The organism is Geomicrobium sp. JSM 1781026 (assembly GCF_041949955.1).
In the GTDB taxonomy this organism is placed as follows: Bacteria; Bacillota; Bacilli; order Bacillales; family Marinococcaceae; genus Geomicrobium_A.
This window is the reverse complement of record NZ_JBHFQF010000011.1, coordinates 35,500-60,665: the sequence shown is the minus strand read 5'-3', so window position 1 is coordinate 60,665 and position 25,166 is coordinate 35,500. Positions and strand designations below refer to the sequence as shown.

General features: G+C 42.6%; 24 protein-coding genes. 6 read left to right on the top strand and 18 right to left on the bottom strand.

The annotated features are described in order from the left end of the window. Positions 1-65 precede the first annotated feature (65 nt). From ACE1TF_RS17540 to ACE1TF_RS17465, 16 genes are all read right to left on the bottom strand, one after another. The gene (locus tag ACE1TF_RS17540; RefSeq protein ID WP_375018714.1) at positions 66-398 is read right to left on the bottom strand and encodes a flagellar protein FlaG; all 333 of its coding nucleotides are present in this window, start codon (positions 396-398) and stop codon (positions 66-68) included. A gap of 145 nt (positions 399-543) precedes the next feature. After that, a complete protein-coding gene (locus tag ACE1TF_RS17535; protein WP_375018712.1) occupies positions 544-738 on the bottom strand; it encodes a putative motility protein in 195 nt (64 codons plus the stop codon). A gap of 14 nt (positions 739-752) precedes the next feature. Continuing rightward, complete coding sequence (locus ACE1TF_RS17530; protein WP_042397987.1) at positions 753-1,124, bottom strand: hypothetical protein; 372 nt, start codon at positions 1,122-1,124, stop codon at positions 753-755. Between the two features lie 110 nt (positions 1,125-1,234). Next, complete coding sequence (locus tag ACE1TF_RS17525) at positions 1,235-1,972, bottom strand: helix-turn-helix transcriptional regulator (RefSeq protein ID WP_375018710.1); 738 nt, start codon at positions 1,970-1,972, stop codon at positions 1,235-1,237. 333 nt (positions 1,973-2,305) lie between these two features. Then, positions 2,306-2,530: a carbon storage regulator CsrA gene (gene csrA, locus ACE1TF_RS17520; protein ID WP_042397984.1), complete on the bottom strand. Its 225-nt coding sequence runs from the start codon at positions 2,528-2,530 to the stop codon at positions 2,306-2,308. Between the two features lie 4 nt (positions 2,531-2,534). Next, entirely contained in the window at positions 2,535-2,978 is a 444-nt protein-coding gene (gene fliW / locus ACE1TF_RS17515; RefSeq protein WP_042397981.1) for a flagellar assembly protein FliW, read from the bottom strand. A gap of 183 nt (positions 2,979-3,161) precedes the next feature. Continuing rightward, positions 3,162-4,232, bottom strand: a complete 1,071-nt coding sequence (flgL, locus tag ACE1TF_RS17510) for a flagellar hook-associated protein FlgL (RefSeq protein WP_375018707.1) — start codon at positions 4,230-4,232, stop codon at positions 3,162-3,164. 19 nt (positions 4,233-4,251) lie between these two features. Beyond that, positions 4,252-5,640 (bottom strand): flagellar hook-associated protein FlgK, encoded by a 1,389-nt coding sequence (flgK, locus tag ACE1TF_RS17505; RefSeq protein WP_375018705.1) that lies wholly within the window; start codon positions 5,638-5,640, stop codon positions 4,252-4,254. A 15-nt stretch (positions 5,641-5,655) separates the two neighbouring features. Next, positions 5,656-6,186 (bottom strand): flagellar protein FlgN, encoded by a 531-nt coding sequence (locus ACE1TF_RS17500; protein ID WP_042397972.1) that lies wholly within the window; start codon positions 6,184-6,186, stop codon positions 5,656-5,658. Further along, a complete protein-coding gene (flgM, locus tag ACE1TF_RS17495; protein ID WP_052363509.1) occupies positions 6,183-6,443 on the bottom strand; it encodes a flagellar biosynthesis anti-sigma factor FlgM in 261 nt (86 codons plus the stop codon). Before flgM ends, ACE1TF_RS17500 begins: the two co-directional genes overlap by 4 nt. After that, positions 6,440-6,850: a TIGR03826 family flagellar region protein gene (locus ACE1TF_RS17490; protein WP_042398111.1), complete on the bottom strand. Its 411-nt coding sequence runs from the start codon at positions 6,848-6,850 to the stop codon at positions 6,440-6,442. The genes flgM and ACE1TF_RS17490 overlap by 4 nt, the downstream gene beginning before the upstream one ends. A gap of 98 nt (positions 6,851-6,948) precedes the next feature. Continuing rightward, positions 6,949-7,638 (bottom strand): ComFC family protein, encoded by a 690-nt coding sequence (locus ACE1TF_RS17485; RefSeq protein ID WP_052363507.1) that lies wholly within the window; start codon positions 7,636-7,638, stop codon positions 6,949-6,951. Beyond that, positions 7,635-9,086 (bottom strand): ATP-dependent helicase ComFA, encoded by a 1,452-nt coding sequence (locus ACE1TF_RS17480; protein ID WP_375018701.1) that lies wholly within the window; start codon positions 9,084-9,086, stop codon positions 7,635-7,637. The genes ACE1TF_RS17485 and ACE1TF_RS17480 overlap by 4 nt, the downstream gene beginning before the upstream one ends. Positions 9,087-9,144: 58 nt before the next feature. Continuing rightward, positions 9,145-9,990: a DegV family protein gene (locus ACE1TF_RS17475; RefSeq protein WP_042397967.1), complete on the bottom strand. Its 846-nt coding sequence runs from the start codon at positions 9,988-9,990 to the stop codon at positions 9,145-9,147. Between the two features lie 116 nt (positions 9,991-10,106). Continuing rightward, positions 10,107-10,826: a response regulator transcription factor gene (locus ACE1TF_RS17470; protein WP_042397964.1), complete on the bottom strand. Its 720-nt coding sequence runs from the start codon at positions 10,824-10,826 to the stop codon at positions 10,107-10,109. 79 nt (positions 10,827-10,905) lie between these two features. Next, complete coding sequence (locus ACE1TF_RS17465) at positions 10,906-12,042, bottom strand: sensor histidine kinase (RefSeq protein ID WP_375018698.1); 1,137 nt, start codon at positions 12,040-12,042, stop codon at positions 10,906-10,908. Positions 12,043-12,284: 242 nt separating this feature from the next. Between ACE1TF_RS17465 and ACE1TF_RS17460 the strand changes: the two genes are divergently transcribed. The 5 genes from ACE1TF_RS17460 (at position 12,285) to ACE1TF_RS17440 (ending at position 19,866) form a co-directional block, all read left to right on the top strand. Then, a complete protein-coding gene (locus tag ACE1TF_RS17460) occupies positions 12,285-12,917 on the top strand; it encodes a YigZ family protein (RefSeq protein ID WP_375018696.1) in 633 nt (210 codons plus the stop codon). 70 nt (positions 12,918-12,987) lie between these two features. Further along, a complete protein-coding gene (locus ACE1TF_RS17455) occupies positions 12,988-14,013 on the top strand; it encodes an LCP family protein (RefSeq protein WP_042397958.1) in 1,026 nt (341 codons plus the stop codon). Between the two features lie 105 nt (positions 14,014-14,118). Then, positions 14,119-15,147: an LCP family glycopolymer transferase gene (locus ACE1TF_RS17450; RefSeq protein WP_042397956.1), complete on the top strand. Its 1,029-nt coding sequence runs from the start codon at positions 14,119-14,121 to the stop codon at positions 15,145-15,147. Positions 15,148-15,290: 143 nt separating this feature from the next. Beyond that, complete coding sequence (locus ACE1TF_RS17445; protein ID WP_375018693.1) at positions 15,291-18,263, top strand: CotH kinase family protein; 2,973 nt, start codon at positions 15,291-15,293, stop codon at positions 18,261-18,263. Between the two features lie 137 nt (positions 18,264-18,400). Further along, a protein-coding gene (locus ACE1TF_RS17440; RefSeq protein WP_375018691.1) for an IS1182 family transposase occupies positions 18,401-19,866 on the top strand; the annotation gives its coding sequence in 2 pieces (ribosomal slippage) (positions 18,401-19,223 and positions 19,223-19,866; 1,467 coding nt in all). A 492-nt stretch (positions 19,867-20,358) separates the two neighbouring features. Here the strand turns inward: ACE1TF_RS17440 and ACE1TF_RS17435 are convergent. Continuing rightward, complete coding sequence (locus ACE1TF_RS17435; RefSeq protein ID WP_375018689.1) at positions 20,359-21,840, bottom strand: S-layer homology domain-containing protein; 1,482 nt, start codon at positions 21,838-21,840, stop codon at positions 20,359-20,361. A 146-nt stretch (positions 21,841-21,986) separates the two neighbouring features. Then, a complete protein-coding gene (locus tag ACE1TF_RS17430) occupies positions 21,987-24,038 on the bottom strand; it encodes an N-acetylmuramoyl-L-alanine amidase family protein (protein ID WP_375018687.1) in 2,052 nt (683 codons plus the stop codon). A gap of 302 nt (positions 24,039-24,340) precedes the next feature. Here ACE1TF_RS17430 and ACE1TF_RS17425 point away from each other — a divergent pair, with 302 nt between their 5' ends. After that, entirely contained in the window at positions 24,341-25,156 is an 816-nt protein-coding gene (locus ACE1TF_RS17425; RefSeq protein WP_375018685.1) for a tetratricopeptide repeat protein, read from the top strand. Positions 25,157-25,166: the final 10 nt, after the last annotated feature.

The following is a 25,166-nucleotide window of genomic DNA, read 5'->3' as shown; positions in this document are numbered from 1 at the left end:
GGTCATCAAAAAGATAGGTCGAAGGTCGGTCTGCTTCAACGAAAAAAGCGGCTACAATAGCCGCTCTAACTTCTTTCATCAACAATCAAACCGACTTGCCTAAGTAAAGCTGCACTCATATCTAGCAACTTCTCTGGAGGAACTTCTCTTACGACTTCATCAGAGAAGCGATCAACGACTTGTACATACACCCTTGATAAATCTTCATGAATCTTAAATCGTAAATTTGTATGCACCGACTGCAGCCTTTCATTCGCTTCATCCACATGAATTTTTACTTGCGCCAATTCCATCGTTTTTGCCTTGTTTTGCAGTTCAACTCCTTCGTTCTTTTGCGCTCGCGGCAGCGAAGCTTGTGCGATCGTTGAAGGGCGCACAGTAATGTCATTCGTTTCCATATTCATCCCTGCCCTTATTCAGTTTTTTCTAATATCGGCTGAATCACCGAAAAGTACAGCTCCTCTACTGAAGATAAGGCTAAGGATACGTTCAAATGACAAATTTTAGAAATTAAAAAAGAGTAGCTAACGAGCTACTCCCACATTACGCACGAATATTAATTGCCGTTCCTTTATATGGTTCAGCAATTCTTTCGGCTTGATGAATTCCTTCTAGCATTTGATTCATTCTCTGCCCATGCTCATCAGCCGTTTCTTTTACTTTCTTTAGTAGTGCAGTGTTCAACTCTACACCAGCGATATGTTGAGATTGTAGCATTGATAGTCCGGCAATATCCAAACCATTGTCCTCCTTTATGCATTCGGTTCTAAAGAAAATGCCATCGGCAAATGTTCAAGAAACCTTTTGCTGGCAGGGAGCAGATGATTGGCCAGCACGTCTTGCGCACGACTGTAATAACCAAGTTCAACAATACTAATCGCTTCTTCAATTCCACGTCGCGCGCGGGTTAATCTCGCTTTAACGTTCCCAATTTCACTGTTGTCTCCAGTCCTTGGAATGTAAGAATCAAGCTCTTTATAAAAATCTAGAACGTGCTTGAGTTCACTAATAATTGTTGCTTTCCTAGACTGGTTCTCAATTAAGTATAAACTATGTTCCATTGTAAAAACAATTCGACCGCTTACAATTTCTAGCTGTTTCACTAATTCCCGTTCATACACCATTGACCATCTCCGCGTGTTCGAAAGTCTGCAACGAGCGAGCTAGCTCCTGACTCCGCTCGTCGTGTTACTTATAGTATCGGAGCTTTTCTAGATTTGTTTAGCGGACGGAGTCAGCCTGACCGAAGCCAACCGAGCTGGATCACGCGCTTAATGGCATGGGTACGATCGTTTGCATTGATCTTTTTCGTTAATTGACTTACATGATTATTTACTGTTGAAACGCTCAAAAAGTCATCTTCAGCAATCTTTCGGTTACTTTTGCCTTTTAAAATCGAGTCTAATACTCTGCACTCTGAAGCCGTCAGTCTCATTGACGCCTTCGCGTGGTCAAGCTTCAGCGCGTCATTGTCTTCGTCGTTTTTCGTAATTTTAAACGGTTTCTCATCTCGCAGTGATCCACGATTTAGACGTAGAACTTCGACGAGTTCCATCTGCAGGAGCGGATCAACGTATGACGAATAATCATTGGCAACGGCAAAATGTTGCGCTATTTGTCTAGAGGTTTGATTAATACAAATGAGTGTTGAAATATCCGAATGAACGGCTTTTCTCAATAGGTCCGGGGTATCAGCGGGAATTGCCGCAAGGATCCGGTAGTCTCTCATTAATTTTCGCAACTCACTACCTTCTAATATGCGAAAACTCTCTTCCTTTGCGAGCAAAGTAACTCGTGTTCGGAGTTCATCGGCTCGAACTGGTGTATGTTCGAAATATTCAGCATCAAATCCAATTGCTTTTAATGCTGTGAGTAAGTATTCATCATTCCTTTTTCCACCTAGTTGTAGCCAAAGAAAAGGACGAGAGGGTTCCGCCTTCTTCCCATGGCGGGGTCGGGCAGAGATTTGCATGAATGATCCCTCCTTCATCATCGATCCTTAATCAAACGTTTGCTTATTTTATAATTAAGACTTAAGAACCATAATTCGTGATAAAACCAAGAGAACAAACAGATAGTTAACACCTTCTCGTTGAAAGATTAACAATGTTCATCAACCTGGGCAAGGTGCAATAATCATGACAAAATTAGGGAACGGGCTGGGACGGAGAATAGAACTAGTGTTTTAGAATTATTTTTAAGACAAAATATCATATTCCACACACAGGTTTCACACAGAAAATTTCACAAATATATGTGTTTGGACTTATATTTCATTATTTAATCTATATATCTATTATTTATGCTAGTTTTTCAGATTACGAATCTGGGAAAAAAGTTCCTCAGAAATCATTGCAGCTTCTTTATTTTCTTCTTGAATTTCTATATAAATTTCTTTTCTGTGAATATCAATATGCTTAGGAGCTTCAATGCCAATTTTTACTTGATCATTCTCGATGCCAATAATCTTAATTTCGATTTGATCTCCGATTTTGATGGCTTCATCGGCTTTACGCGTTAAAACGAGCATATGGTTACCCCTCCTTCACCTGTCGGAAAAGACGTTCCTTGCGTGTATACGTAGTATGATCTTTAAATGACTGCTTTGCTAGCTTTTTTTCCACATTTATGACAACAGGAGCAACCAAATTCATTGTTGAATCAGCAAAAGGCTCTTTAATGGTGATCAATCCCCAAAGCGCTGTCCGGTATTCATTTTCCAATTCTAGTGCGAGCACGTCGCTTTCTGAAATTTCCACTTCGTATTCCGGGAAAAATTGAAACACATCCGCAACGATAAACGCGACTTCCGCTCGGGTGATTGACTGCAACACGTGAAAAGGAGAGTCGGTGTCTGCCCCAAATGGCAGGAGGATAAACTGCTTCTCTCGTTCAAATCCAGGCAATCCATATGGAAATTGTATAACTTCTGTAAGATCGCTTTCCACTTCTCCAAAATATTTTGTACTTACTTTCAACGCAACATCACCTTCACTTTATTGGATAAACTTTCCTCTATTCTAACTGATTTATGATTCGTTCGAAAGGCGAAATAGCACTTCTCGTGCTTAAAGAGACTTGATATCGTTTACACAGGTATAATGTTTCGCCACAAATAAAAGAACCGTAACAAGGATCGTTAAAATCCTGTTACGGTTCTTTTAGCGGAGAAAATCCATAAGGCTCGGTTGCATAATTCTGGCACCTGCACCTAAAGAAGCGTTCAAGACACTTTCGTGGATAACGAGATTTATGATTGCAGCTGATATATCTGCATCCTCATTATCAGACATAATTCTTGTCGCCGTAACAAATTGCTGGTCCATACGCGCCTCAGTGAGGTCGATACGGTTTTGTTTCGCCCCAATTTGCGCTTCTACCGTAAGAATATCGTCCATATGCTCGTCCACCGTTTGCAGGTGATGACCGATATCTGCTTCTTCATCGGTCATCGCTCGCTGCAATAGAATGAGATCACCAAACATTTGATGACTGAATACGTCATTCCCGTTAACATTCACTGGAATTTCTACATCTTTCATGAGTTCAAGATTAACGTTTTCACCGTTCATCTGAATTGCATTCGGTCCAAATAGAACCGCCTTGTCGGGATCGACACTTTCACCGAAATCTTCAATGCTTATATCGGGAAGATCTTCATTGTCTGAGGAGAAGGCGCCATCACTCCAAACATAAACGTTGCCTTCGTAATAAAGCACCGCACCATCTATGGATCCTTCTTCCTGGCCTTCCATTTCCGTTAACTGCTCAATGCTTATGTCGAATTCAGCTTGGGCGATAGGCTTCTCCCCTGCATCCGTCCCGTTAAAAATATATTTCTTATTTACTTGTGTATTACCGACATCGGCAATATGATCGATAATTTGTGCAATCTCTTCAGCAACAGCCGCCCGTTGCGTCTCATCGTATGTATCATTAGACGCTTGTACAGTCAGCTCTCGTACCCGCTGCATCGCAAGGTTTACGTCATAAACCGCCTGATCACTCGTCTCTACCCACGTTTGTGCCGAAGAAATGTTTCTCTGAAACTGTTCGATCTCCCGGACTTGCGTGCGATAAAACATCCCACTTGTCGCAGCAACCGGGTCTTGAGACGCGCGGCTAATCTTCTTTCCTGTCGCAAGTTGGTCTTGATATTTTGAGATCTGTGAATAGTTGCTCTGAATGTGGCGAAGCGTCTGATTGGCAATCATCGTTTGCGTTACCCGCATCGTTCTCCCTCACTTTCCATTATCGTCCGACCACACCCATACGGTTAATAATCGTATCGAGCATTTCATCAATGACTGTAATTTGGCGCGCAGCGGCATTGTACGCATGCTGAAAAGTAATCATGTTGACCATCTCTTCGTCCAAACTAACCGCACTCATCGCCATCCGGTTGCCATCAATCGTTGATAACCGTGATTGGCTGTTATAGTCATTTCGAGCAGCATTGCTCGTCTTGACTGCCATCTGTCCGATGATCGTGCGGTATCCTTCAGCTAGTTCATCAATCTCAGCTGCAAGTAACAAAGCGTTCGAGCCGTCACTACTGCCAGACGAACCTGCATTGATGTTTTGAATATTATTACGAATCGCTTCGCTGAGCTCAAGGGTGTCACCTGAGAAATTAAAGAAGTCGACTGACTCATCACTTCCATCATTGTGTACACCGTTAAACGCATCAACAAACGAACTCATCATGTCCTGAAGATCACCCATCATATTCGGGTACGTGTCGTGAACGCTTTGATGCAATGCGCTAATCTTGCCTAAGTTGCCTAAGTCTGTGATCTCGTTGATGGAAATTCCACCATCTTCATACACTAACGCAGGGAGATCATCAAAAGGAACAATCAGCCCATCCTCGATACGGTCACCATTCGCATCAGTAAGGTGAATTTGAATCGGTCCCATCGCAATCGGGTGGCTGTTCCCACCAGCTTCCCCTACCCGCTCAACTTCGATCGGCAAATACTCCGAAAGTTCATCAATGAGGCGGTCTCTTTGATCGTACAAGTCATTCGGAACATATCCGTGAGGTTCCATCCGATTAATATCGTTGCTCAAGTCTTGAATTTGTTGCATCAAGTTGTTCACTTTATTAACCGATGCTTCAAGTTCTTTGTCCAGTTCGATTTGAACAGTCTGTAGTGAACTTTGCATATAGTTGTACGTATCTGCGAGCGCTTCCCCTTGTTGGCGAACGACTTCTCTCGCACTGTTATCGTTCGGATTATCAGCGAGCACTTGCAACGCCTGCCAAAACTCGTCCATCACGCTGCTAAGTCCATGATCGGTTGGTTCGTTCATAATGTCTTCCATTCGTATGTACGATTCGTGAACCTTCTCCCAATACCCAGCTTTGCCGTGTTCTCCGCGAAATTGCTGATCAAGAAATTCATTACGAATCCGTTGTACAGAATCCACGTCTACACCCGTGCCAATTTGACCTGGAATCGAGGGTGCATTCATACCCGGTGCCGGGAATGCTTGTGAGGCTGAAAAATTCACACGTTGACGTGAATAGCCTGGGGTATTGGCATTTGCAATATTATGTCCAGTCGTCTTTAACGCTTGTTGTTGTGCCATTAACCCTTTGTATGCGGTGTGCAAACCATGGAATGTAGAACCCATCACAACCTCCCCTTTCTACGCCTTTGAATCAAAGGCTGAATATCGTTGATAATCGTTTTTCCCTTTCGCCGAAGACCCTGCAGGTGCATAAGCAATCGCCTCTTCATCAGGCTGAATCATTTGTAGTGTCGATTGAACGACAGCTAAGCTATCGGACAGCAATTCTTGATTCAACTCATTTCGCTCTTTCAATCGTTCAATGGCTGCAAGAAGCGTGGATGAACGTTGCGTAAGCAGAGATTGTTCCTCGTCAGGCAACTTGTTAACCCACTCACTCATCGGTACATCCGAAGGCTCGTGTGGTACAAATTCTTTCATGACACGCGCTGTCATTTGTTGACGATCACGTTCAAGTCGCCGAACCTCTTTTACTTGCTCTCGTTCAAATTTCACTACCTCTTGGATCGCCTTTACATTGGCTTGCTTTATTTCTTCTGTTTTCCGCTCAGCTAACTCCAAAAGATAAAGATGCCGTTGTTCAAGCTGTTCGAATGCGTTAGCTAATTCGTTTACGACACTCATGCCAGCTTCCTCTCTACCACTCATCGTTCTTCATTCCAATAATCATAAAATTTCTTTGCTACCGCTCGCTCATCTACTCGGTACTCACCCGCATCAATCTTCGCTTGCAACTCTTGTACCCTCTGCTCTCTTGCCGGGTCTACTTTTCCTAATTGCATCTCTTTTGCCGCTTGAGAAATTTCTACACGATCTTGTTTTGCTTCCCCTTTACTTGCGGGTGTTGACTTCACTTGCGATTGTTTATAGTACTGATTAATTGATCCAAAAGAAGGGATTTTCATGATTTTCTCCTTTCGTGATGCTCGTTTTTTACCCAGTATGCTCGCTGCCCTGAACCTTCGACTGGGGACATGCTTTCATGAAGATCTTCAGACAACCGTTTTTCACACGCAGGACACAGTTGGCCGCTTCGAGTTGGTTTTCCACAAAAGTGACATGGCCAATTGAATCCAGGTAAGTCTGTTAGTTGAATTCGTCCGGTGCGCACATAATCCAAGATCTCGCTTTCTGTTACATCCGTATGGTCTGAGGTCTCTTGTATGGTCGCTTTACGGTTTTCTTTCTTCTTTACAAATTGGTAGACACGTTCAAATCGCTTTTCTGCCTCACCCCAGCATGAATCACAAACATCTCGAATCGTCTTTACGTACAGATTGCCACACGATTTGCAATTCATCAACTCTGCCATGCTCGGCACCTCCAAAAGCACTCTTCTACTATTACTATCGGTCAACTTCGGGTTGCGGTTTAGTAACTCATGCAATAATAGGACAAAAGAAACAGAAATCAACTACGCACTAATGTTAATGAAGAAACACTTATCGCTCCTTTTTCAAGCAATGGCTTTGCGGCTTTTCTAACGGTGCTTCCCGTCGTATATACGTCATCGATGAGTAGAACATGTTGATTCAGAATTGGGTTAGCATTTACGACAACGAAAGGTCGGGCACTCCCTGAAAGCCTACCCTTACGGCCTTGTTTACTCATCTTATCTTCATGGACGGTTCGTACTAATACATCCGCTATTTTCTCAGGGGAAAAATTTGCTAGAGCCTCACTCTGATTGAACCCTCTTTCGCTCATTCGTTGTTCACTTAACGGGATCGGGACGAGTAAACATCGGTCGAATTGTTGACAGTAAATACGTTGCAGGTTACGGGCAAACACATTAGCAAGTGCAGCATCTCCCCGATATTTGAGCTGCGCCAAATATCCTTGCATCCACTCATTATACTGAAAAACCGACCGATTCCTTTGGATTAACCCAGCCCACTTCGCACTCGATTCCCAACGGTTGCAATCACTACAAATGCCGTTTTCTTTCATCGGTCTACTACACACTTCACACCACGGTGATCCGAGCTTTTCTAGATGCTCGGCACATCGACCGCAAAGGTTGTGGTCGTTTACGACAAAAAATGTCGCCCAACTTGGATGACGAGTTTCTTCTATACCACAATAGACGCAAGTATTCATGAGCGATTCATCTCCTTAATCATTCTCACAGCACTCGCCATTGCCTTCGTTTTTCCGTAATGAAAAAACACGACATCCCCAGTTGGGTCAGCGGCGCTTCTGCCTGCTCTTCCTGCAATTTGCACAAGTGCTGCTGTTGTAAAGATATCATCTTCTGCACCGAACACAGCGACGTCAATCGACGGAAACGTAACACCTCGCTCTAAAATCGTCGTCGTAAATAAATGTTGATACTCACCTCTTCGAAACTGTTCAACAATCTCTTTACGGCTGGGATCTTCACTATGCACGGATGTAATGTCCGAACGACCAATGAACTCAGCTAGTTTCTCTGCCATCGACCGATTAGGGACAAAAATTAATGTTCTCCTCCGTGCCTCGTCTTTTTTTGAAATCCAATTTAATAAATACCGACTTGTCTTCGTCTTTTCATATTCTCGTTTCCAATTTCCGATCCAGCAAAATCTCGGAGTCGGTAATGGATAGCCGTGAAACCTACGTTTCACTTTCACAATTTGCCCTGTCGATCCGAGGCGCTTCGCTAACTTTTTGTCTGGTGTTGCACTTAAATAAAATGTATGTGCTGTGCGCGTGGAGGATTTTTGGACAGCGAAGGCAAGTGTAGAGTCATAACTATAAGGAAAGGCATCGACTTCATCGACAATAACAACGTCAAAATAATTATGAAATCGTCGTGTTTGATGGGTAGTGGAAATAAAGAGCTGTGCACTGTGGAAACGTTGATCACTGCCGCCATAAAGACCAGCAATCTGGAGAGTGGGGAAAGCTTTCTTCAAACGAGGGATTAACTCTAAAACGACGTCCGTTCTCGGTGTTGCAATTAGAATGATTTTTTGTTGGCGAACCGCTTCGATTAAGGCAGGGAATAACATTTCTGTTTTCCCAGCACCACAAACTGCCCAGATGAGCTGTTCTTGATGTGCTTCGCCTTTTAAAGACTGGACCATCCGTTCTGACGCTTTTATTTGCATGGCGGTTAATGCGCCAGACCAATGAAGTTGTTGTTCAGGGAACGCCGGTCGGGCGGTTTCTGCCACGAGCGGGGTGCAACGAGTCACTTTGCCCATTCCAATACACTCACGACAATACAGACAATCATTTGATTTACACCAACTACATCGATTCGTAGCAAAACGTTTTCGGTTATGGTTGCCACACCGACGACATTCCGGGCGTTTCCCTTTTTGGACGGAGATTCCTTGGACAAGCATATATTCTCTAGATCGGACACGTCCTCTAATTTCAGTTTGCGTCTGTTCTAATTCATTCATGAGCAGAACGCGTCCCGTATATGTATACTTGTCTGGTTCTTCAAGTTCAGCAATCCACCCTTCTGCTGATTGTCGTTCATCATCCGCTTCTATCCAATCTACAGGCACAATAAACGGTTGATTATGTAAGCTAGAGCGAACCCAAGCACAAATCATTCGACACCTCCAATTAAAGAATATTCTGATTTATACACAGAGACAGCTTACACTGCCTTTATTCATAATCATACCACGTAAGGCCAATGGACTTCTCGCCAAGATGCGTGCCTATGACCGGGCCGAAGTAAGAAATAGACACTTCAATTTCATCGTACTTCGACGCTAACGTCGCTTTTATTCTTTCTGCTTCTTCAGGAGCATTTGCATGAATGACACATGCTTTCATTTTCCGCCCTTTTTTCGCAGTTTCATCTAACATCTCAAGCACACGATTTAACGCTTTCTTGTATGTCCTTACCTTCTCGTATGGAACGATAACTTTATTCTCAAAAGCTAAGATTGGTTTGATCTTCAGTGCACTACCAATCAAGCGCTGGGCACTGCTTAGCCGGCCTCCGCGATGAAGATGATTAAGGTCGTCAACGATAAAGTACGCACGTATTGCTTGTTTTAACTCTGTCAGACTCGCAAAAATCCGGTCAATATCGTCACCACGCTCAGCCATTTCCGCGGCTCGTTTCACGTAAAAAGCTTGCGGCTCACAACTGATTTCACTATCAAATGGATACACTTTCGCAGACTCAATGGAACGCGCAGCGCTTACTGCCGTCTGGTACGTGCCACTAATCCCACTTGATAGATGAAAAGAAAGAATCGCATCATGATCTTTTGACAGTTGCTCAAACTTCTCAATGAAATGACCCAATGCAGGTTGGGACGTTGTTGGTAGATCCGGAGCGTTGCGCATTTTGTCATAAAATGCTTCCGGTGTTAACTCCGTCTCTTCAATTGTTTCCTCACCAAAATTCACACTTAGAGGCAAAACCGTAATATTGTAACGTTCAATGGTATCTTCGTCTAGGTACGCTGTGCTGTCGGTAACAATCGCTATTTTAGACATGCTGGACCTCACTTCTCAGTTTTGTTCCTATATTAACTATAAGGCCTTTTGAAATGAATTGAAAGTTATTACATAAAAAAATGTCGAAGCAGATCGTTATGCTTCGACATTTTTATTTACCTAACCTTTACCCAACCTTTTTTAATCGATTCAACAACTGCTTGAGTACGGTCGTTCACGTTCATCTTCTGTAAAATATTACTTACGTGGTTCTTTACGGTCTTCTCACTAATATACAGATCCTCACCGATCATCCGGTTGCTAAAGCCATCTGTCATTAATTGCAACACTTCACATTCACGCCTCGTTAAGATATGAAGAGGTTTCCTGTATTCGACCTCTCGAAACCCTACTTCATGGCTGTCATGGTCCGCATTTGCACCGTTTCCAGACGCTAACCTTCTGTACTCTTTAATTAAGTTATGCGTCACTTTAGGGTGAATGTACGCCCCACCAGAGCCGACAACTTTGACGGCTTCAATTAAAGCATCTGCATCCATTTCTTTTAACAAGTAGCCAGCAGCTCCTGTCTTAAGAACATGCGTCACGTACGTTTCATCATCGTGAATGGACAAAATAAGCACTTTGATTTCTGGAAAACGTTCAATTAGTTGCTTTGTCGCTTCAACCCCATTAACTCCTGGCATATTAATGTCCATGAGCACAACGTCAGGACGGTGTCTCGCAACAAGGTCAGCAGCTTCACCACCGTCGTCCCCTTCGGCTACAACATCAAAGTCGTGCTCCATGGTTAATATCCGCTTAACCCCTTCACGGAATAACTTATGATCATCAATTAATAGTAGTTTAATTTGATCTTGTTGTTGTTCTATCATTACTCAACTCACCTCTCCGCATTTCAGGTAAATTCACTTCACCCGTTTATCGCGTTAAACTATAACCCAAACTTCTCTCCTAATCATCGCTCGTTGGCACTGTGATGACGAGTTTGGTTCCTCGACCCATCGCTGATTCGATCGCAAATTCACCTTTAAGCATGTTTACACGTTCTTTCATGCCCATAATTCCAAAACTGTCATCTTTCTTTTCTGTATGATCAAATCCTTTGCCGTCATCCGAAATGATTAGCATGATTCGGTCTGTTGTTACTTGAACCTTTACTAAGATTTGATTGGCTTCTGCATGTTTCAAACCATTCTGGACCGCTTCTTGTACGAGGCGAAAAAGAGCAACTTCTAAATTCGGTTCCATACGTGTTTCATTACCGATCACAATAAAGCGCACTTCTGTCTTATCCTCGACACGCTCAGATACAGAACTTAAATATTTCTTTAATGTGGGAATGAGCCCAAGGTCATCAAGCGCCATCGGTCTTAAATCATATATGATTCTTCGGACATCAGCGAGACTTGCCTTAATCGCATGTCGAACATCTTTCACTTCTTTCAGTGCGCTTTCAATTCCTTTATCATTATATGCCCGTTCGATGAGCTCGGCGCGAAGTAAAACATTCGCAAGTAATTGGGCAGGGCCGTCATGAATATCTCTAGCGACCCGTTTTCGTTCCGCTTCTTGAGCTTCAATAATCTTCAATCCAAACTCTTGCTTTTCTTTCGCATCCTCAACGATTTCTCCTACTTCTCGCAAATCACCGATGAGAAAGTTATGAACGACTGAAACTTGTCCAACAAGCAGCTCAGCTCGTGAAATTGTATCTTCTAATTCAAGCAACCTTCGCTCAATATGGTCCCTTCGTTCTCGATGTTGCTTTTCTTCTTGGTTCAGTACTGCGAGTTGTATTTGATGTTCGTTAGCATGCTCGTAAGCTTTGCGAACTTCCTCATTACTATACTTACCGAATTCCTTACTTACTTCTGCAAGACGATTGCGGGCTAATCGTGCATGCATTTCCTTATAGTCTGTTTGTCGAATAATCTCGGCTACTTTGAGTCGGAGATCCTTTAATTCGACTTCCAGCCCCGCATATTCCCTACGTGTTTTCTCGCAAATCTCAAAGATTTGCTCTTTACTATCTCTAACAGTTTCCATCATTTGCTCGATGATTTGGTCGAGCGATTTCTTTGAACTCAATCCAAACCCACCAGTCTTTCGAATCGATAAAATTGACAGCTTGCTGCGATTCGATATGATTATTTTAGCACATTCTTCAGGGTCTAAACGGCTAATAAGAAGAAAAGTTCAAGAAATACCATATTCTGCGACAGTTCTAATACAAACTGCTGACATGTCTGACAGTATCATTTTTATCGCTTTTCGTGTGTTACAAAAAGATTATAATGCAGTTACAGTCTCGAAAGGGGAATTTCCACTTTATGCTCAATTCGTACTATACGATCAAAAAAACAGGCTCAGCCGAACAGACTATCCAAAAATCACGTTTCATTACACATATGAAGCGTGTGTCAACAGAAGATGCAGCGAAAGAATTTATTGATACGATCAAAAAAGACCATTGGAACGCAGCTCATAATTGCTCTGCGTATGTAATTGGTGAGAACGACGACATTCAAAAAGCAAATGATGATGGTGAGCCATCTGGCACCGCCGGTGTCCCTATGCTTAACGTCCTCCTAAAGCAGAATTTAAAAGATACTGTCGTCGTTGTTACCCGCTACTTTGGCGGCATCAAACTTGGTGCCGGAGGGCTCATTCGCGCTTATGGAAGTTCAGTGTCACTCGGAACAGAAGAAATTGGTGTCGTTAATCGTCGATTGATGCAAAAATATGATGTACACTGTACGTATGAATTGCTCGGTAAATTAGAAAATGAAATTCGACAATCGAGCTATTTACTGACAGACATTGAATATAATGAACAAGTCACGTTTCACATCGCTGTTCCTTTCGAGGAAAGGTCCACCTTTGAAAGCTGGATGGTAGAAGTTTCAAATGATCGCGTAACGTTTCAGGCAGAAGGAACGTCTTATTTAGAAGAAGATCGATAACTGCTCGACGCAATCTGACAAATTTCCCGGGAAATAAATGATGTAATATCGGTCTTGAAGGAGGAGAAGCATGGAAGAGCGTTCCCATAAATCTAGAATAAGGATGCGTAAGAAGCGGAGGAGGAAGCGACTCGCCATCTTCCTCCTCCTGAGCGCATTTATGATCTTTGCGACCGCAGGTCTCGGGTTGTTATGGATGTGGCAGCAAGCAACCGGCCTCATGGGTGATACATTTGAAGAAATTGACCGATTCAATAACCCGAATGGTCAAGAAGTAGGAAACATCGCCGACGACAACGTTTCGGTTTTATTTCTCGGTGTAGATAATCGAGACGGAGAAGTTTCTGGAATTAGTGATGCGATGATTTTGACGACATTTAATCAAGAAGAACAGTCAGTGAAAATGTTAAGCATCCCACGCGACTCCTATGTTGACATCCCAGGACGACCTGGCCATGAAAAGATCAACCATGCCCATGCGTACGGCGGTCACAATCTTGCCATTGAAACGGTTGAGAACTTTCTGGATGTTCCCATTGATTATTATGTAACGGTAAACTTTCAAGCATTTATAGATATTGTTGATACTTTCGGAGGCATCAATATTGATTCTGATATTTCCTTTAGTGAACAAGACGCCGACGGTAACCACGATCAAATATACATCGAGCAAGGAGAACAAACCCTTTCCGGAGAAGAGGCGCTCGCATATGCGAGACATCGTCAAACCGACGGAGTCCTTGCACGAGGAGAGCGCCATACGGAAGTGATGGTCGCTTTAATTCAAGAAGCCGCATCCATCTCAAACATCGGAAGTTACAATCAAGTGTTTGATAACCTCCAAAACAATATGCGCCATAATTTCGAGTCGTTTCAACAACTCACAGCGTTCCATTCGTACGCGTCATCACTTGATGAGTTGGAACGTTTTCAATTAGAAGGAGAACCAACAAGAATCGAAGGTTCCGAATACATCGTTGTTGATGATCAGTCACTCACACACGCTTCAAACTTGCTAAGGCGTCATTTAGACCTGGATTATGATCCATCCGCCATTCAAAATAATGCAGAACCATCGGAAGACGAACAAACATAATCTGACATTTCCTGCAAATGGATATTTACTTTTATTCTTTGAATCATGTAAAATAGACATTATGTGTATTTACGGAATGAAGTAAGCTCGGAAGGGGCCCACTGTATGGCAAGAGCAACGACGCGATCATTACGTTTACAAAAAAAGAGACGCCGAAGAAAAAGAGTGATCGCTACACTAATCACCCTTGCTTCTGTGGCACTTATAGCAATCGGCGCCGGGCTGGGCTATGCGACTTGGAAAACAGATCAGTTTGTGAGTGATACCGATATACAGCTGGAGCGCGGAAGCGTGTCGAAACAGCGTGAAGCTGCGGTTGATCCTGCCGAAGATAACATCTCTGTCCTGTTTTTAGGTGTGGATGACCGTAGTGGTGAAGTCGCAGGCATCTCTGACGCAATGATACTCGCTACATTTAATCACAGCGAGGAGTCTGTGAAGATGCTTAGCATTCCACGTGACTCTTACGTTAGTATCCCTGGCAGAGCCTCCAACGATAAGATTAACCACGCCCATTCATTTGGCGGAACCGATTTGGCTGTTGAAACTGTGGAGAACTTTTTGGACATACCTGTTGACTACTATGTGACATTAAATTTCCAAGCGTTCATCGACATTGTGAATACGTTTGATGGTGTTGATGTGGAAGCTAGCCACGCCTTCACTGAGCAAGATGCCGATGGCAACCACGATGTTCACCAGATTCAAGCCGGTGAGCAAACGTTGTCTGGTGAAGAAGCTCTTGCATACGTACGCCACCGCAAAAGCGACGGTGACTTAGCAAGAGGCGAACGCCAAACGGAAGTGATTGAGGCGTTAATCGAGGAAGCGACGTCCATTTCAAACATCTCAAACTACAACCAAGTATTTCTAGACTTACAAAACAACATGAACCACAACTTCGAATCCTTTGAGAATATCATGTCATTTCATAATTATGCGTCTGCGGTCAGTGATATTGAGCGGCACCAACTTGAAGGCGAAGGTACGTATGTAAACGGCGTATTTTATTTTGATGTGGACGACACATCCCTTGCTAATTCAAGGAACATGTTAAGAGATCACCTCGAACTCGACGATGAAAATCCGATGAACCGAACAGAAACCGCAGGTGAAAATCAAGGAAACGACTAGTGCTCTATAGGAGCACATGAACAAAACGACGATGGCAAAATCCTTCGTCGTTTTGTTGCGAAAAAAGGAATGTTCATAACAGCTGGTCAACACATGTATATATGTAATAAACTTAAAAGAACATTGTAAGCATGGAGGACAAGATGAAAATCAAACAATCGTTGATTCTTGTTATTCTTCTTCTTATAGCTGGCACCGCTTGGGGCGGGGCATACATCATTGCCCAAACTCAAAACATAACATTTGATGACCCTAATTTAGAGCATGCTGTACGAGAAGAACTACAACTGCCAGATGGCGAACCGATTACACACGATCATGTACAAGCAACAACAACATTGGACCTTTCCAATCAACAAATTAGTAATGTTACGGGTTTAGGAGTATTTAACCGCCTAACTGCACTCGATTTGTCAGAGAACAACATTGAAAACCTTTCTCCGCTAGGTGATTTAGAGCGATTGGACACCCTCACCCTCACAGGGAATCGCATAACAGACCTTGAGCCTATTGCTGGACTTTCAACATTGACTTCTCTAAACGTGCGAGAAAATCATATTGAAACTTTGGAACCTATTTCAGAGCTAATTCACCTGACCGAATTGAACATCAGAGAGAATCGTATCGAGTCACTTAACCCACTTTTGGCGATGGAACAACTGGAAGATTTGAATGCACGGTACAATAACATTATTGATATTGAGCCAGTCTTGAATTTACCTATGTTAAGGGAACGACTCTACATTGAGGGGAATCCAATAGAAAACATTACGGTGTTGACAGATTTATACGATGAGGTTCAAGACATTGATATCAGCAGACCGGAATATCACATCGATTTTTCTGCCGATGGCGCAGTTTATCAACAAGCACAAACTGTAGAACTTGACACATTGGGTGACGCTGAAGGAGTCATCCATTACACTGTGGACGGCACTACTGTTGACGAGGATTCCCCTGTCTATGAAGGGCCCATTGAAGTTACAGAAAGCCAAACCATTCGTGCGCAGTTTTTCTCAGAAAACGGGGACACTAGCCCCGAAGTTGGAAATGCGTATATTATTGACGAGGACACCGATTTACCTGTTCTAGCACTCGCTACAGAGGAAGGTAACTTATTTAACGATGAATATGGTATTTATACACCAGGCGTTTATTACAACGCCGATGCCGAAAACCCTAGTCGAACAGGGAATTACTTTCAAAGTGGTCAACATTGGGAAAGACCCGTTTTTATGCAAATGTTTGAAGAAGATAATGAAATTGCTCTATCCCAGCACGCTGGAATAAGAATTCACGGTGGGTCATCTCGAGCATTAGATCGAAAATCATTGCGCTTTTATGCCCGATCTGATTATGGTGAAAATCGATTCAGACACGATCTTTTCGGAGAAGAAGAACGAGATGTTTTTAATCGTTTTATCGTTAGAAATTCAGGCCAAGATTGGAATCGAACACTCTTTCGTGATGCATTGATGCAATCACTCGTTGAAGACTTGAATATGGAAACCCAATTATCTCGGCCCTTAAAACTCTATATGAATGGTGAAAACTGGGGTGTATTTAACATCCGTGAACGTTATGACCATCATTATTTTAGATTTGCTCATGATGTGAATCAAGAAGATCTTGATCTACTTGAGAACAATGCAGAGATTGTTGAAGGTTCAAACCAAGACTATTCAGAACTATTGTATGTGTTAGCTTCTATGGACCTTAACACATCAGAAGCATTAAAACATTTTACAAGCGAAGTCGACATTGATAACTTTTTAGACTACCATATTTCACAAATTTACTTCGCGAATGTCGATTGGCCAAACAATAATGTAAACATTTGGCGAGAAAGGCCGAATGGGCAATGGCGATGGGCAATGTTTGATACTGATTTCGGCTTTGCACTACCAACTACGAGATCATCTGCACAACACAACACGATGGACCACGCAACAAATAAAGCAGTTGGTTGGTCAACTTTTATGCTTAGAAAAGTTCTTGAAAACGAAGATATGCAAATAGAGTTTGTAAACCGTTTTGCACACTATTTAAATACACGTTTTGAGGAAGAGCATGTTGTTCAGCGTATAGATGATATGCAAGCGGACATTGCACCTGAACTACCAGGACATATCGATAAATGGAGTGAACCAGAATCCATGGAAGAATGGGAGTATCAGGTTGAAATTCTGAGAGAATTTGCAGTCGATCGTCCAGCATATAACCGTGCACATATCGCAAACCATTTCGCCCTTGACGGAACTGGCAAGATGACGATAGATAATGTAAACACAGATTATTGGTCAATTGCTAACCAGGATGCGTCTGCACTTCAAGAAGGATGGACGGGTGAATATTTCACAAATACCCCAATTTCTTTTGATTTTGACGAAGATGTAGTTGAAGTGACTTCCACAAATGAAGATGTAGCCTTCATCAATGAAGACACTTCAATTGAACTGCAAGATGCTGGCGAGGCAAGTGTGACGTTCAGTAGTGGTGATCAGGAACTATTGACCGTCACCTTTAATACAAGCCACTTACAACAAGAGGAACATTTCATTGAGCCAGGAAGCAGTGGTGAACTACCACAATCTGATGCTGTTGAACATTGGGTAAGCAGCAATGAGCGGTATGTAGCTATTCATGATGATGGGACATACTCTTCAGACCAACTCGGAACAGCTACACTTTTTGGCTTAAGCGATACCAATGAAATTCTTGAAATTCATCATACACACGTTGTAGAGATTGCTGAGAAGGGATCTACAATTAATGCTGATCAAGAGGATATTATTAATTACATTGGTGGTTGGTCAACAGATGAATTAAGTAACGGTAACTTAAGCAGAAATTCTAGAGAAGTCAATGCATCTGCAGAGTTCACATTTAACGGTACAGGATTTAAATGGCTTGGTGTTTCTGACGATTTTTATGGGGCTGCAAACATCTATTTGAATGGAGAACTAATTGAAACAATCACACAGGGTGAACCAACTAACAATTTCATCTATGAAATTTCAGATCTTGAAGACGAGCAACACACTGTTAAGATAGAAGTAGCTAAATCCGATGATAATGAGCACGTAAACATTACTCAATTAGACATTTTAGAGTAAAAAACAGAGTACCCTTTAATGGGTACTCTCAGGCTGTTGAGAAAGTAAAACTTCTCGGCAGCTTTTTTTGTCTTATCACCATCGGAACAATCGGAAATGGTAAAATTGAGAAAAGAGGGATGTACGGAGGGAATGCGATGTTACGCCGCAATCAAGAAAAGCAAATCGAATTAGAAATGGTGTCGATTGATCAGTTAATACCGGACGATCACTTGTTGCGCACGATTGATGAGCAGATTGATTTTTCCTTTATCTATGACAAGGTCGAAGGCTACTATAGTAAGGATAACGGTCGGCCCCCGATTGATCCGGTGATGCTTTTTAAAATGATGTTTGTGGGATACCTCTATGGCATTCGATCGGAGCGTCAATTGGAACGTGAGATTCAAATCAATGTGGCGTACCGATGGTTTTTAGGGTTAGGCTTGACGGAAAAAGTCCCCCATCACTCCACGATTAGCTTCAACCGACATAAGCGATTCAAAGGCACCGATGTGTTTCAAAAGATTTTTGACGATGTGGTGTTCATGGCGATGGAGCAGAACATGGTTGGAGGGCGTGTGCTCTTTACCGATTCCACCCACCTTAAGGCAAATGCAAACCGGCACAGATTTACGCGTGAGACCGTCGGCGTGGAAACGAAAGCTTATCTGGAGGACTTGGACGAAGCGGTGAATGAGGATCGCGCCGCGCATGGAAAAAAGCCCTTAGCCAAGAAAGAAAAGGAGGAGACGAAAACCATTCGTCAAAGTACAACGGATCCTGAAAGTGGCTACTTGTACCGCGAAGGGAAGCCGGAAGGGTTCTATTATCTTGACCATCGCACGACAGACATGAAGATGAACATCATTACCGATGTTCACGTGACCCCTGGGAATGTCCATGATTCCCAACCTTATCTCGAGCGATTGAAGCACCCGCTGAACACGTTCTCGTTTCCCGTCGAAGCGGTTGCTTTAGTTCCGGATATCTCACGACACCCATCTGTAAAGGCATTGAAACCCTGGGGATTATGGCGGTCATTGGCCATCGCCGCTATGCACCGGTCAAAGGACGGATGCCCAAATGGAAATACCACTATGATCCCGAAGCCAATACCTACACCTGTCCGAATGGCAAAACGTTGACGTACAGCACGACGAATCGTGAAGGGTACCGCCAGTATCATTCCAATCCAGAGGATTGCCAAGCTTGCCCATTACTCAGCCAATGCACGACGGCTAAAAATCATAAAAAAGTGATCAGCCGCCATGTTTGGGAAGCGAGTAAAGAACGGGTGCGGGAAAATCGGTTATCTCATGCCGGAAAACAGGTGTATCGCATGCGAAAATATAAGATTGAGCGAAGCTTTGCGGATTCGAAAGAACTCCATGGGCTTCGCTATTGCCGGTTGCGGAGGCTGGAAGGAGCGACGGAACAAGCGCTCATGACCGCCGTCGTACAGAACATCAAGAAGATCGCGATGCACCTTTCCTCACCCTCAGGAAAGCTTTTTTTAGGTTTGCGGCTTTATTTCCCATCAAAAATCGTAATCAATTTAAAAAGAGGAACCCTCTGTTTTCAAAAACAGGGGGTTCCTCGACAAGCTGAGAGTACCCTTTAATGGGTACTCTGTTTTTTATTTTAAACTATTTTTTGGTTACCGTGAAATTTTAAGGACGGACAACAGATTTTTACGCTGATCATGGATATGCTCCCTACGCACATGAAAGCGGTAAAAAAGTGTTGGGACAGTGGTTAATTGTGGCTAACTGCTATCACTTCTCACATCATGTGTATTGGTCTTTGTATGAGGGTTCGATGTGAAAAACAGCATGATTCTAACGATTATGATCTAAGAAGCGTAAACGCATGAAAACCATGCTTAATAGAAAATCTAACAAACAACTTTGGCACTCACAACAGCACATTGAGTCATCCGACCGTCGGAACGTAGGTTACATATTAAATGTTAAAAGGGGATGAATAGTACTACATATGACTATAAAAAATACCTGGGTATTCATCAACGTATTTTAATTAATCATCAATTCAAAGGGGGTCACCTCTCATATTAAACAGAGGCAACCCCAAAAACATACAATAAAACCCTTTTCTAATTTGGTTTTGTAAAATATAGCTGAGTGAAATACGGACGGTTCGCATTTCGTTCATCAAAAGCGATACCAATGCCTTTATGCGTATAATGACCAAGCAAAGCCTCTCGATGGCCGTGCTGAGAGTTCATCCACCCTTCAACGACATCAATTGGTAAAACTTGGCCTCTGGCTAAGTTCTCCGCTGCCGATCGAAATTCTATATTATTATTTTCCATTCGATCAAACGGCCCAACACCGTTAGGATCATAGTGACTAAAATATTGATTACTTGCCATATCTCTACTATGCGCCAAAGCCGTTTCACTTGCTCCTGCATGATTTTCAAGTGTACCTAAGTCATGCCCTACTCTCATCGCGTTCACAAGTGTGGACAACTCCTCTTCAAAGAGGTCCCGTACATGCCTTGTTGCATCTGGATAATATTGGTCATACGCATCTTCTACTACTTGGTCAATGGCAAATACGCTAGAAACGGTGTTTTCTGTATGACTGTCATAATAAAATGTCACATAGTTTCCATTGATGTTATAGAGACCTTTATTTTCGTTTGTAATTCGATAACGCGTATTCCCTTTTAAGATTGATGTTTCGGGTTGACCGTATTCGCTTTCCACAACGGATTGATCTGTGCCTTTTGTAATATCGTTGTCCGCTCGCCAATTTCCTTGTGGTGTCAGCGCAGCAACCACTTCTCCATTACTCACGCCGTATTGCATGTAGTTGGAATAATCGTCATGGTAAACGTGCCAATCAAAACCATAAACACTTTGTAATGTTTTCTCGGGATTACCGTGTAAATTTACGAGCCTTTGTTCTGAATCTCCTAGCTGAACTCCCGCAAACGAACCTTCAACTCCATAAAACGTTTCATTCGTATGTACTGGGCGATACTCTTCATTTATTGCCCTTGCCATAAACACACTGAATTGGGCACGGCTGACGTGTTCCTGAGGCGCATAACTCCCATCACTTTTACCCGTTGAAATGAAATTCGTGACTACAGGTTCAATTTCATCGTATGCATAATGCAAGGGACTCAAGTCTCTAAACTGTACGGAACGGTCTGCTTCAAGTTCAAAAGCTCTCGTTAGTACAGCACTCATCTGCGCACGATTTAGCGGCTCACCAGGGTTAAAGTCACCATTACTTCTCCCTGTCATAATTCCCGCTTCATTTACTTGCTGAATGGCGTCATAGTTCGCATGGGATTCATCCACATCATTAAAACTAGCTGATCCAGAGCCTTCAAGATTAAGCGCTCTAGACAACATGACAGCTGTCTGTGATCGGGTAATCTCTTGACCTGGACGGAAATTCCCATCACTGAAACCACGAATAATTCCTTCATCACTTATGTAATGTATTTCTTCTTCTGCCCAGTAACTCTCTGTAACGTCATGAAACGTTTGTGCATCAGCAACCGAAATTGACACAAACAAAAGCGAAATAGATAATAGAGCAACAAATGGCTTCTTCACAAATAGTCCTCCTATGCAATTGTTAGTTTTATAATAACAAAGATTGCTAGAAATTAGGTATGATTCCCTTATATTAATGTACGTTTTCATTTAATTAATGTTTCATATTACTTAAAAAAACCACACCGAGTTGGTGTGGTTTAATTCTAGCGATAAAAGTCTAATGTGCCTTGATAGAGTGCTTCACCTGCTCTAGCAGGGTAGCCTGGTTGACGCATGATCGCTGCATCTCCACTATTCGTAAGGAACCCTAACTCTACCAATGTTGCCGTCATATTCGTATTACGCAATACCGCAAAGTTCGCACTATCAACACGGCGATGGTGCATACCGGTGTCGCGAACGAGACGATTTTGCATGACTGTTGCTAATCTTCGGCTATCTGGACCAGCATTAGTGTGATAGAACGTTTCCGCTCCTCTAGCACTTGAGTGAAATGCATTCGCATGCACACTAACGAATAAGTCTGCATCCGCACGGTTTGCAATTCTCGCACGATCGATTAATTCAATAAATGTATCATTGGTTCTCGTCATAATGACGTTTGCGCCGCCATTTTCTAGACGTTGTGCATACTCACGAGATACTTGAAGATTGATCGTCTTCTCTACAAGCCCGTTACCTACAGCACCAGGATCTCTACCACCATGACCGGCGTCAACGACGATCGTACGGCCGGCAAGTGGACCTGTACCGTTAGATGCTAGGTTTAAATGATCCATGTGAGTAAATGCAGTACCTCCACGATAACGAATTTCCACCCATGGACCCCCATTTACAAAGTCGTAAATGTCAACCTGTGTTCCTCTAGCAAGACGGCCAATGTTGGATGATGAACCACTTGGACGCTCCCTTACGACTAGACCATCAAAGGTTACTGTACCTGTATCCAAAACCTCACCTTGCCTAATGATGTCTAAATAATCTGCATGTGTATAGGCAACGTCCCCGTTGTGTATTATCTTCACCCATGGGCCACCGTTTACGAACTCATAGATATCGACCCTGTCTCCATTAGACAATCGGGTAATCATTTCACTAGATCCACTTGGTAGCGAACGAACAGCAAGTCTAGTTGATGCATTCACTATACCTGTTGCAATCTTTTCACCAATAGCCTCTTCGTCAGGAGGCGTTGGATTAGGCTCACTTGTGACAGATCTAAGATAATCAGAGTGCGTATATGCAACGACACCATTATAGTTGAACTTGACCCACGGTCCACCGTTTACATATTCATAAATCTCAATCTGGTCACCTTCAGTAAGAACACCAAGCCTTGTTGCTGTTCCATTCGCTGCATCGCGAACAGATAGCGTATGGTGGCTAACAACAGCCCTCTCTACCACTTCGTATTCTTCGTCATCCTCTGGCGGGAGAACATTTAAATGGTCGAGGTGTGTATAACCTATAGATCCATTAAAGTCAAACTTCACCCACGGCCCACCGTTTACATATTCATAAATTTCAATTATATCACCTTCATGAACACTACCTAGGCGATTGGCAACCCCACTTGCTGAATCTCGAACCGTTAGATTGCGATGAGTAACGACTGCTCTTTCAATAACTTCAAGTGGTTCTTCAGTCGATGGGGGAGAAGTAATCTCATCGTCATCATCTAGCACTTGAAGATAGTCCAAACTAGTGTAAGCATATTGACCATTAAACAAAATTTTAACCCATTGACTACCCTCGGTATATTCATAGATATTCACTTCATCTCCTAGGCTCAATACTCCAAGCCTCTCTGAAGTTCCACTCGCAGAACTTCTTACTGAAAGCGAATGGTGATCAACAAGAGCGCGATCAATTACTTCACCTTCATCAATGGTATTGTCTTGTTCCTCATCTATTTCTTCATCTTCTGGTTCATTGTTTGCTTGAACAATATAAGAACTATGTACATATCCCGTACTAGATTGATATTCTATTTCATACCATGTACCATCTTCATGAATATCAACGACAGTTACAACTTGACCGTTTCTTAACTGGCCAATTGCCGCATTTGATGTACCAGGACCTGATCTAACATTGAGAGTTGAAGAAACGACAACCGTTCCCTCAAAAGGCACTTCTTCAACAGCTGCTTCTGCAATTGATGCCTCCCCAAAAACTCCTCCATTGATATCAGTGAACCATGATGCACATACAAATACTGCCAACAGAGCCAGCATGGAAGCTTTACGACGCATTTGTGCCAAAACTCCTTTATTCAATTTAGTCGTTTTCCAATTACACTCCTTCCTTATTACTATATTATTTTACCCTGAAATATAGCATATCATGGTAAAACATGTCATAACATAACAATTATATTACAATTATGTCGAAAGTTTGCGCAATCACTAGTCATATATTCCCTTGTCTTCTAATCAATCGTTATACATAACAGTCTTCTTAATTGTACACTCTTTTCTTTTTCCTCCTATTCTTTTAAAATGGATAAGATGAACTTACTAAAAGTATCTTTCTTAAACATACAAAGGAGTCCGACATGAAAAAGCATGTTTCAGCACTTTCACTTACTGCCCTTCTATTAACAGGCTGCTCCACCCTAGGGATGGATCGTTATATTGCGACGGAACAAGAAATTGATACTGAGAAATACGGTTATGAAGAAGATGAGGACTTTATACTCAATGAATCTGTTATGAACCATATTGCTGCATTAAGTCGAGAGGACCAATTATCTACAAGAAATTTGCAAAGTATTTTTAGTGATGAGATCGAGGCAGGTAATTACAATGAGTTTATTGTATTTTTCCGTGATTGGAGCAATGAAGAACCGGAAGAGGCTGCTCCGTTCACGTCGGATTATTACAATGCTCTATTGTCGCATATAGAAAGCCCTTCTCCATCCTCTCAGCAATTAATTCCTGATGCCATTGCAACATTTGAATCACAATATTCAGCTGATCCAGAGGACGACACTCGGCTACTCCGATATGCTCGCTCATTAATGGAGTCTGGGTATGATGTAGAGCAAGGAGCCGATTTAGTTTTCAGATGGCGTGACAACGTCCCTGATGAGGAGAGAGGAATTGAAGGACTATTTACCATTGCTCGTGCCCATCAATTAATAGGCGACTTCGAAGAAAGTGTACAAACCTATGACCAAATTGCTGAATTATCTCCAGATGATGCCAGAATATATTACCTTCAAAGCCAAGCATATCGCGAAATGGGGGATGAAGAAAATGCACAGGAAGCTATGGATCTCGCTTTCTCCCCAAGCCGTAGCCTTCTAAACAATTATGGCGACAACACTTATGACTTCTATCTACAATTTCTAGATGAAAGTTCGGAATGAGAGGGGCTTC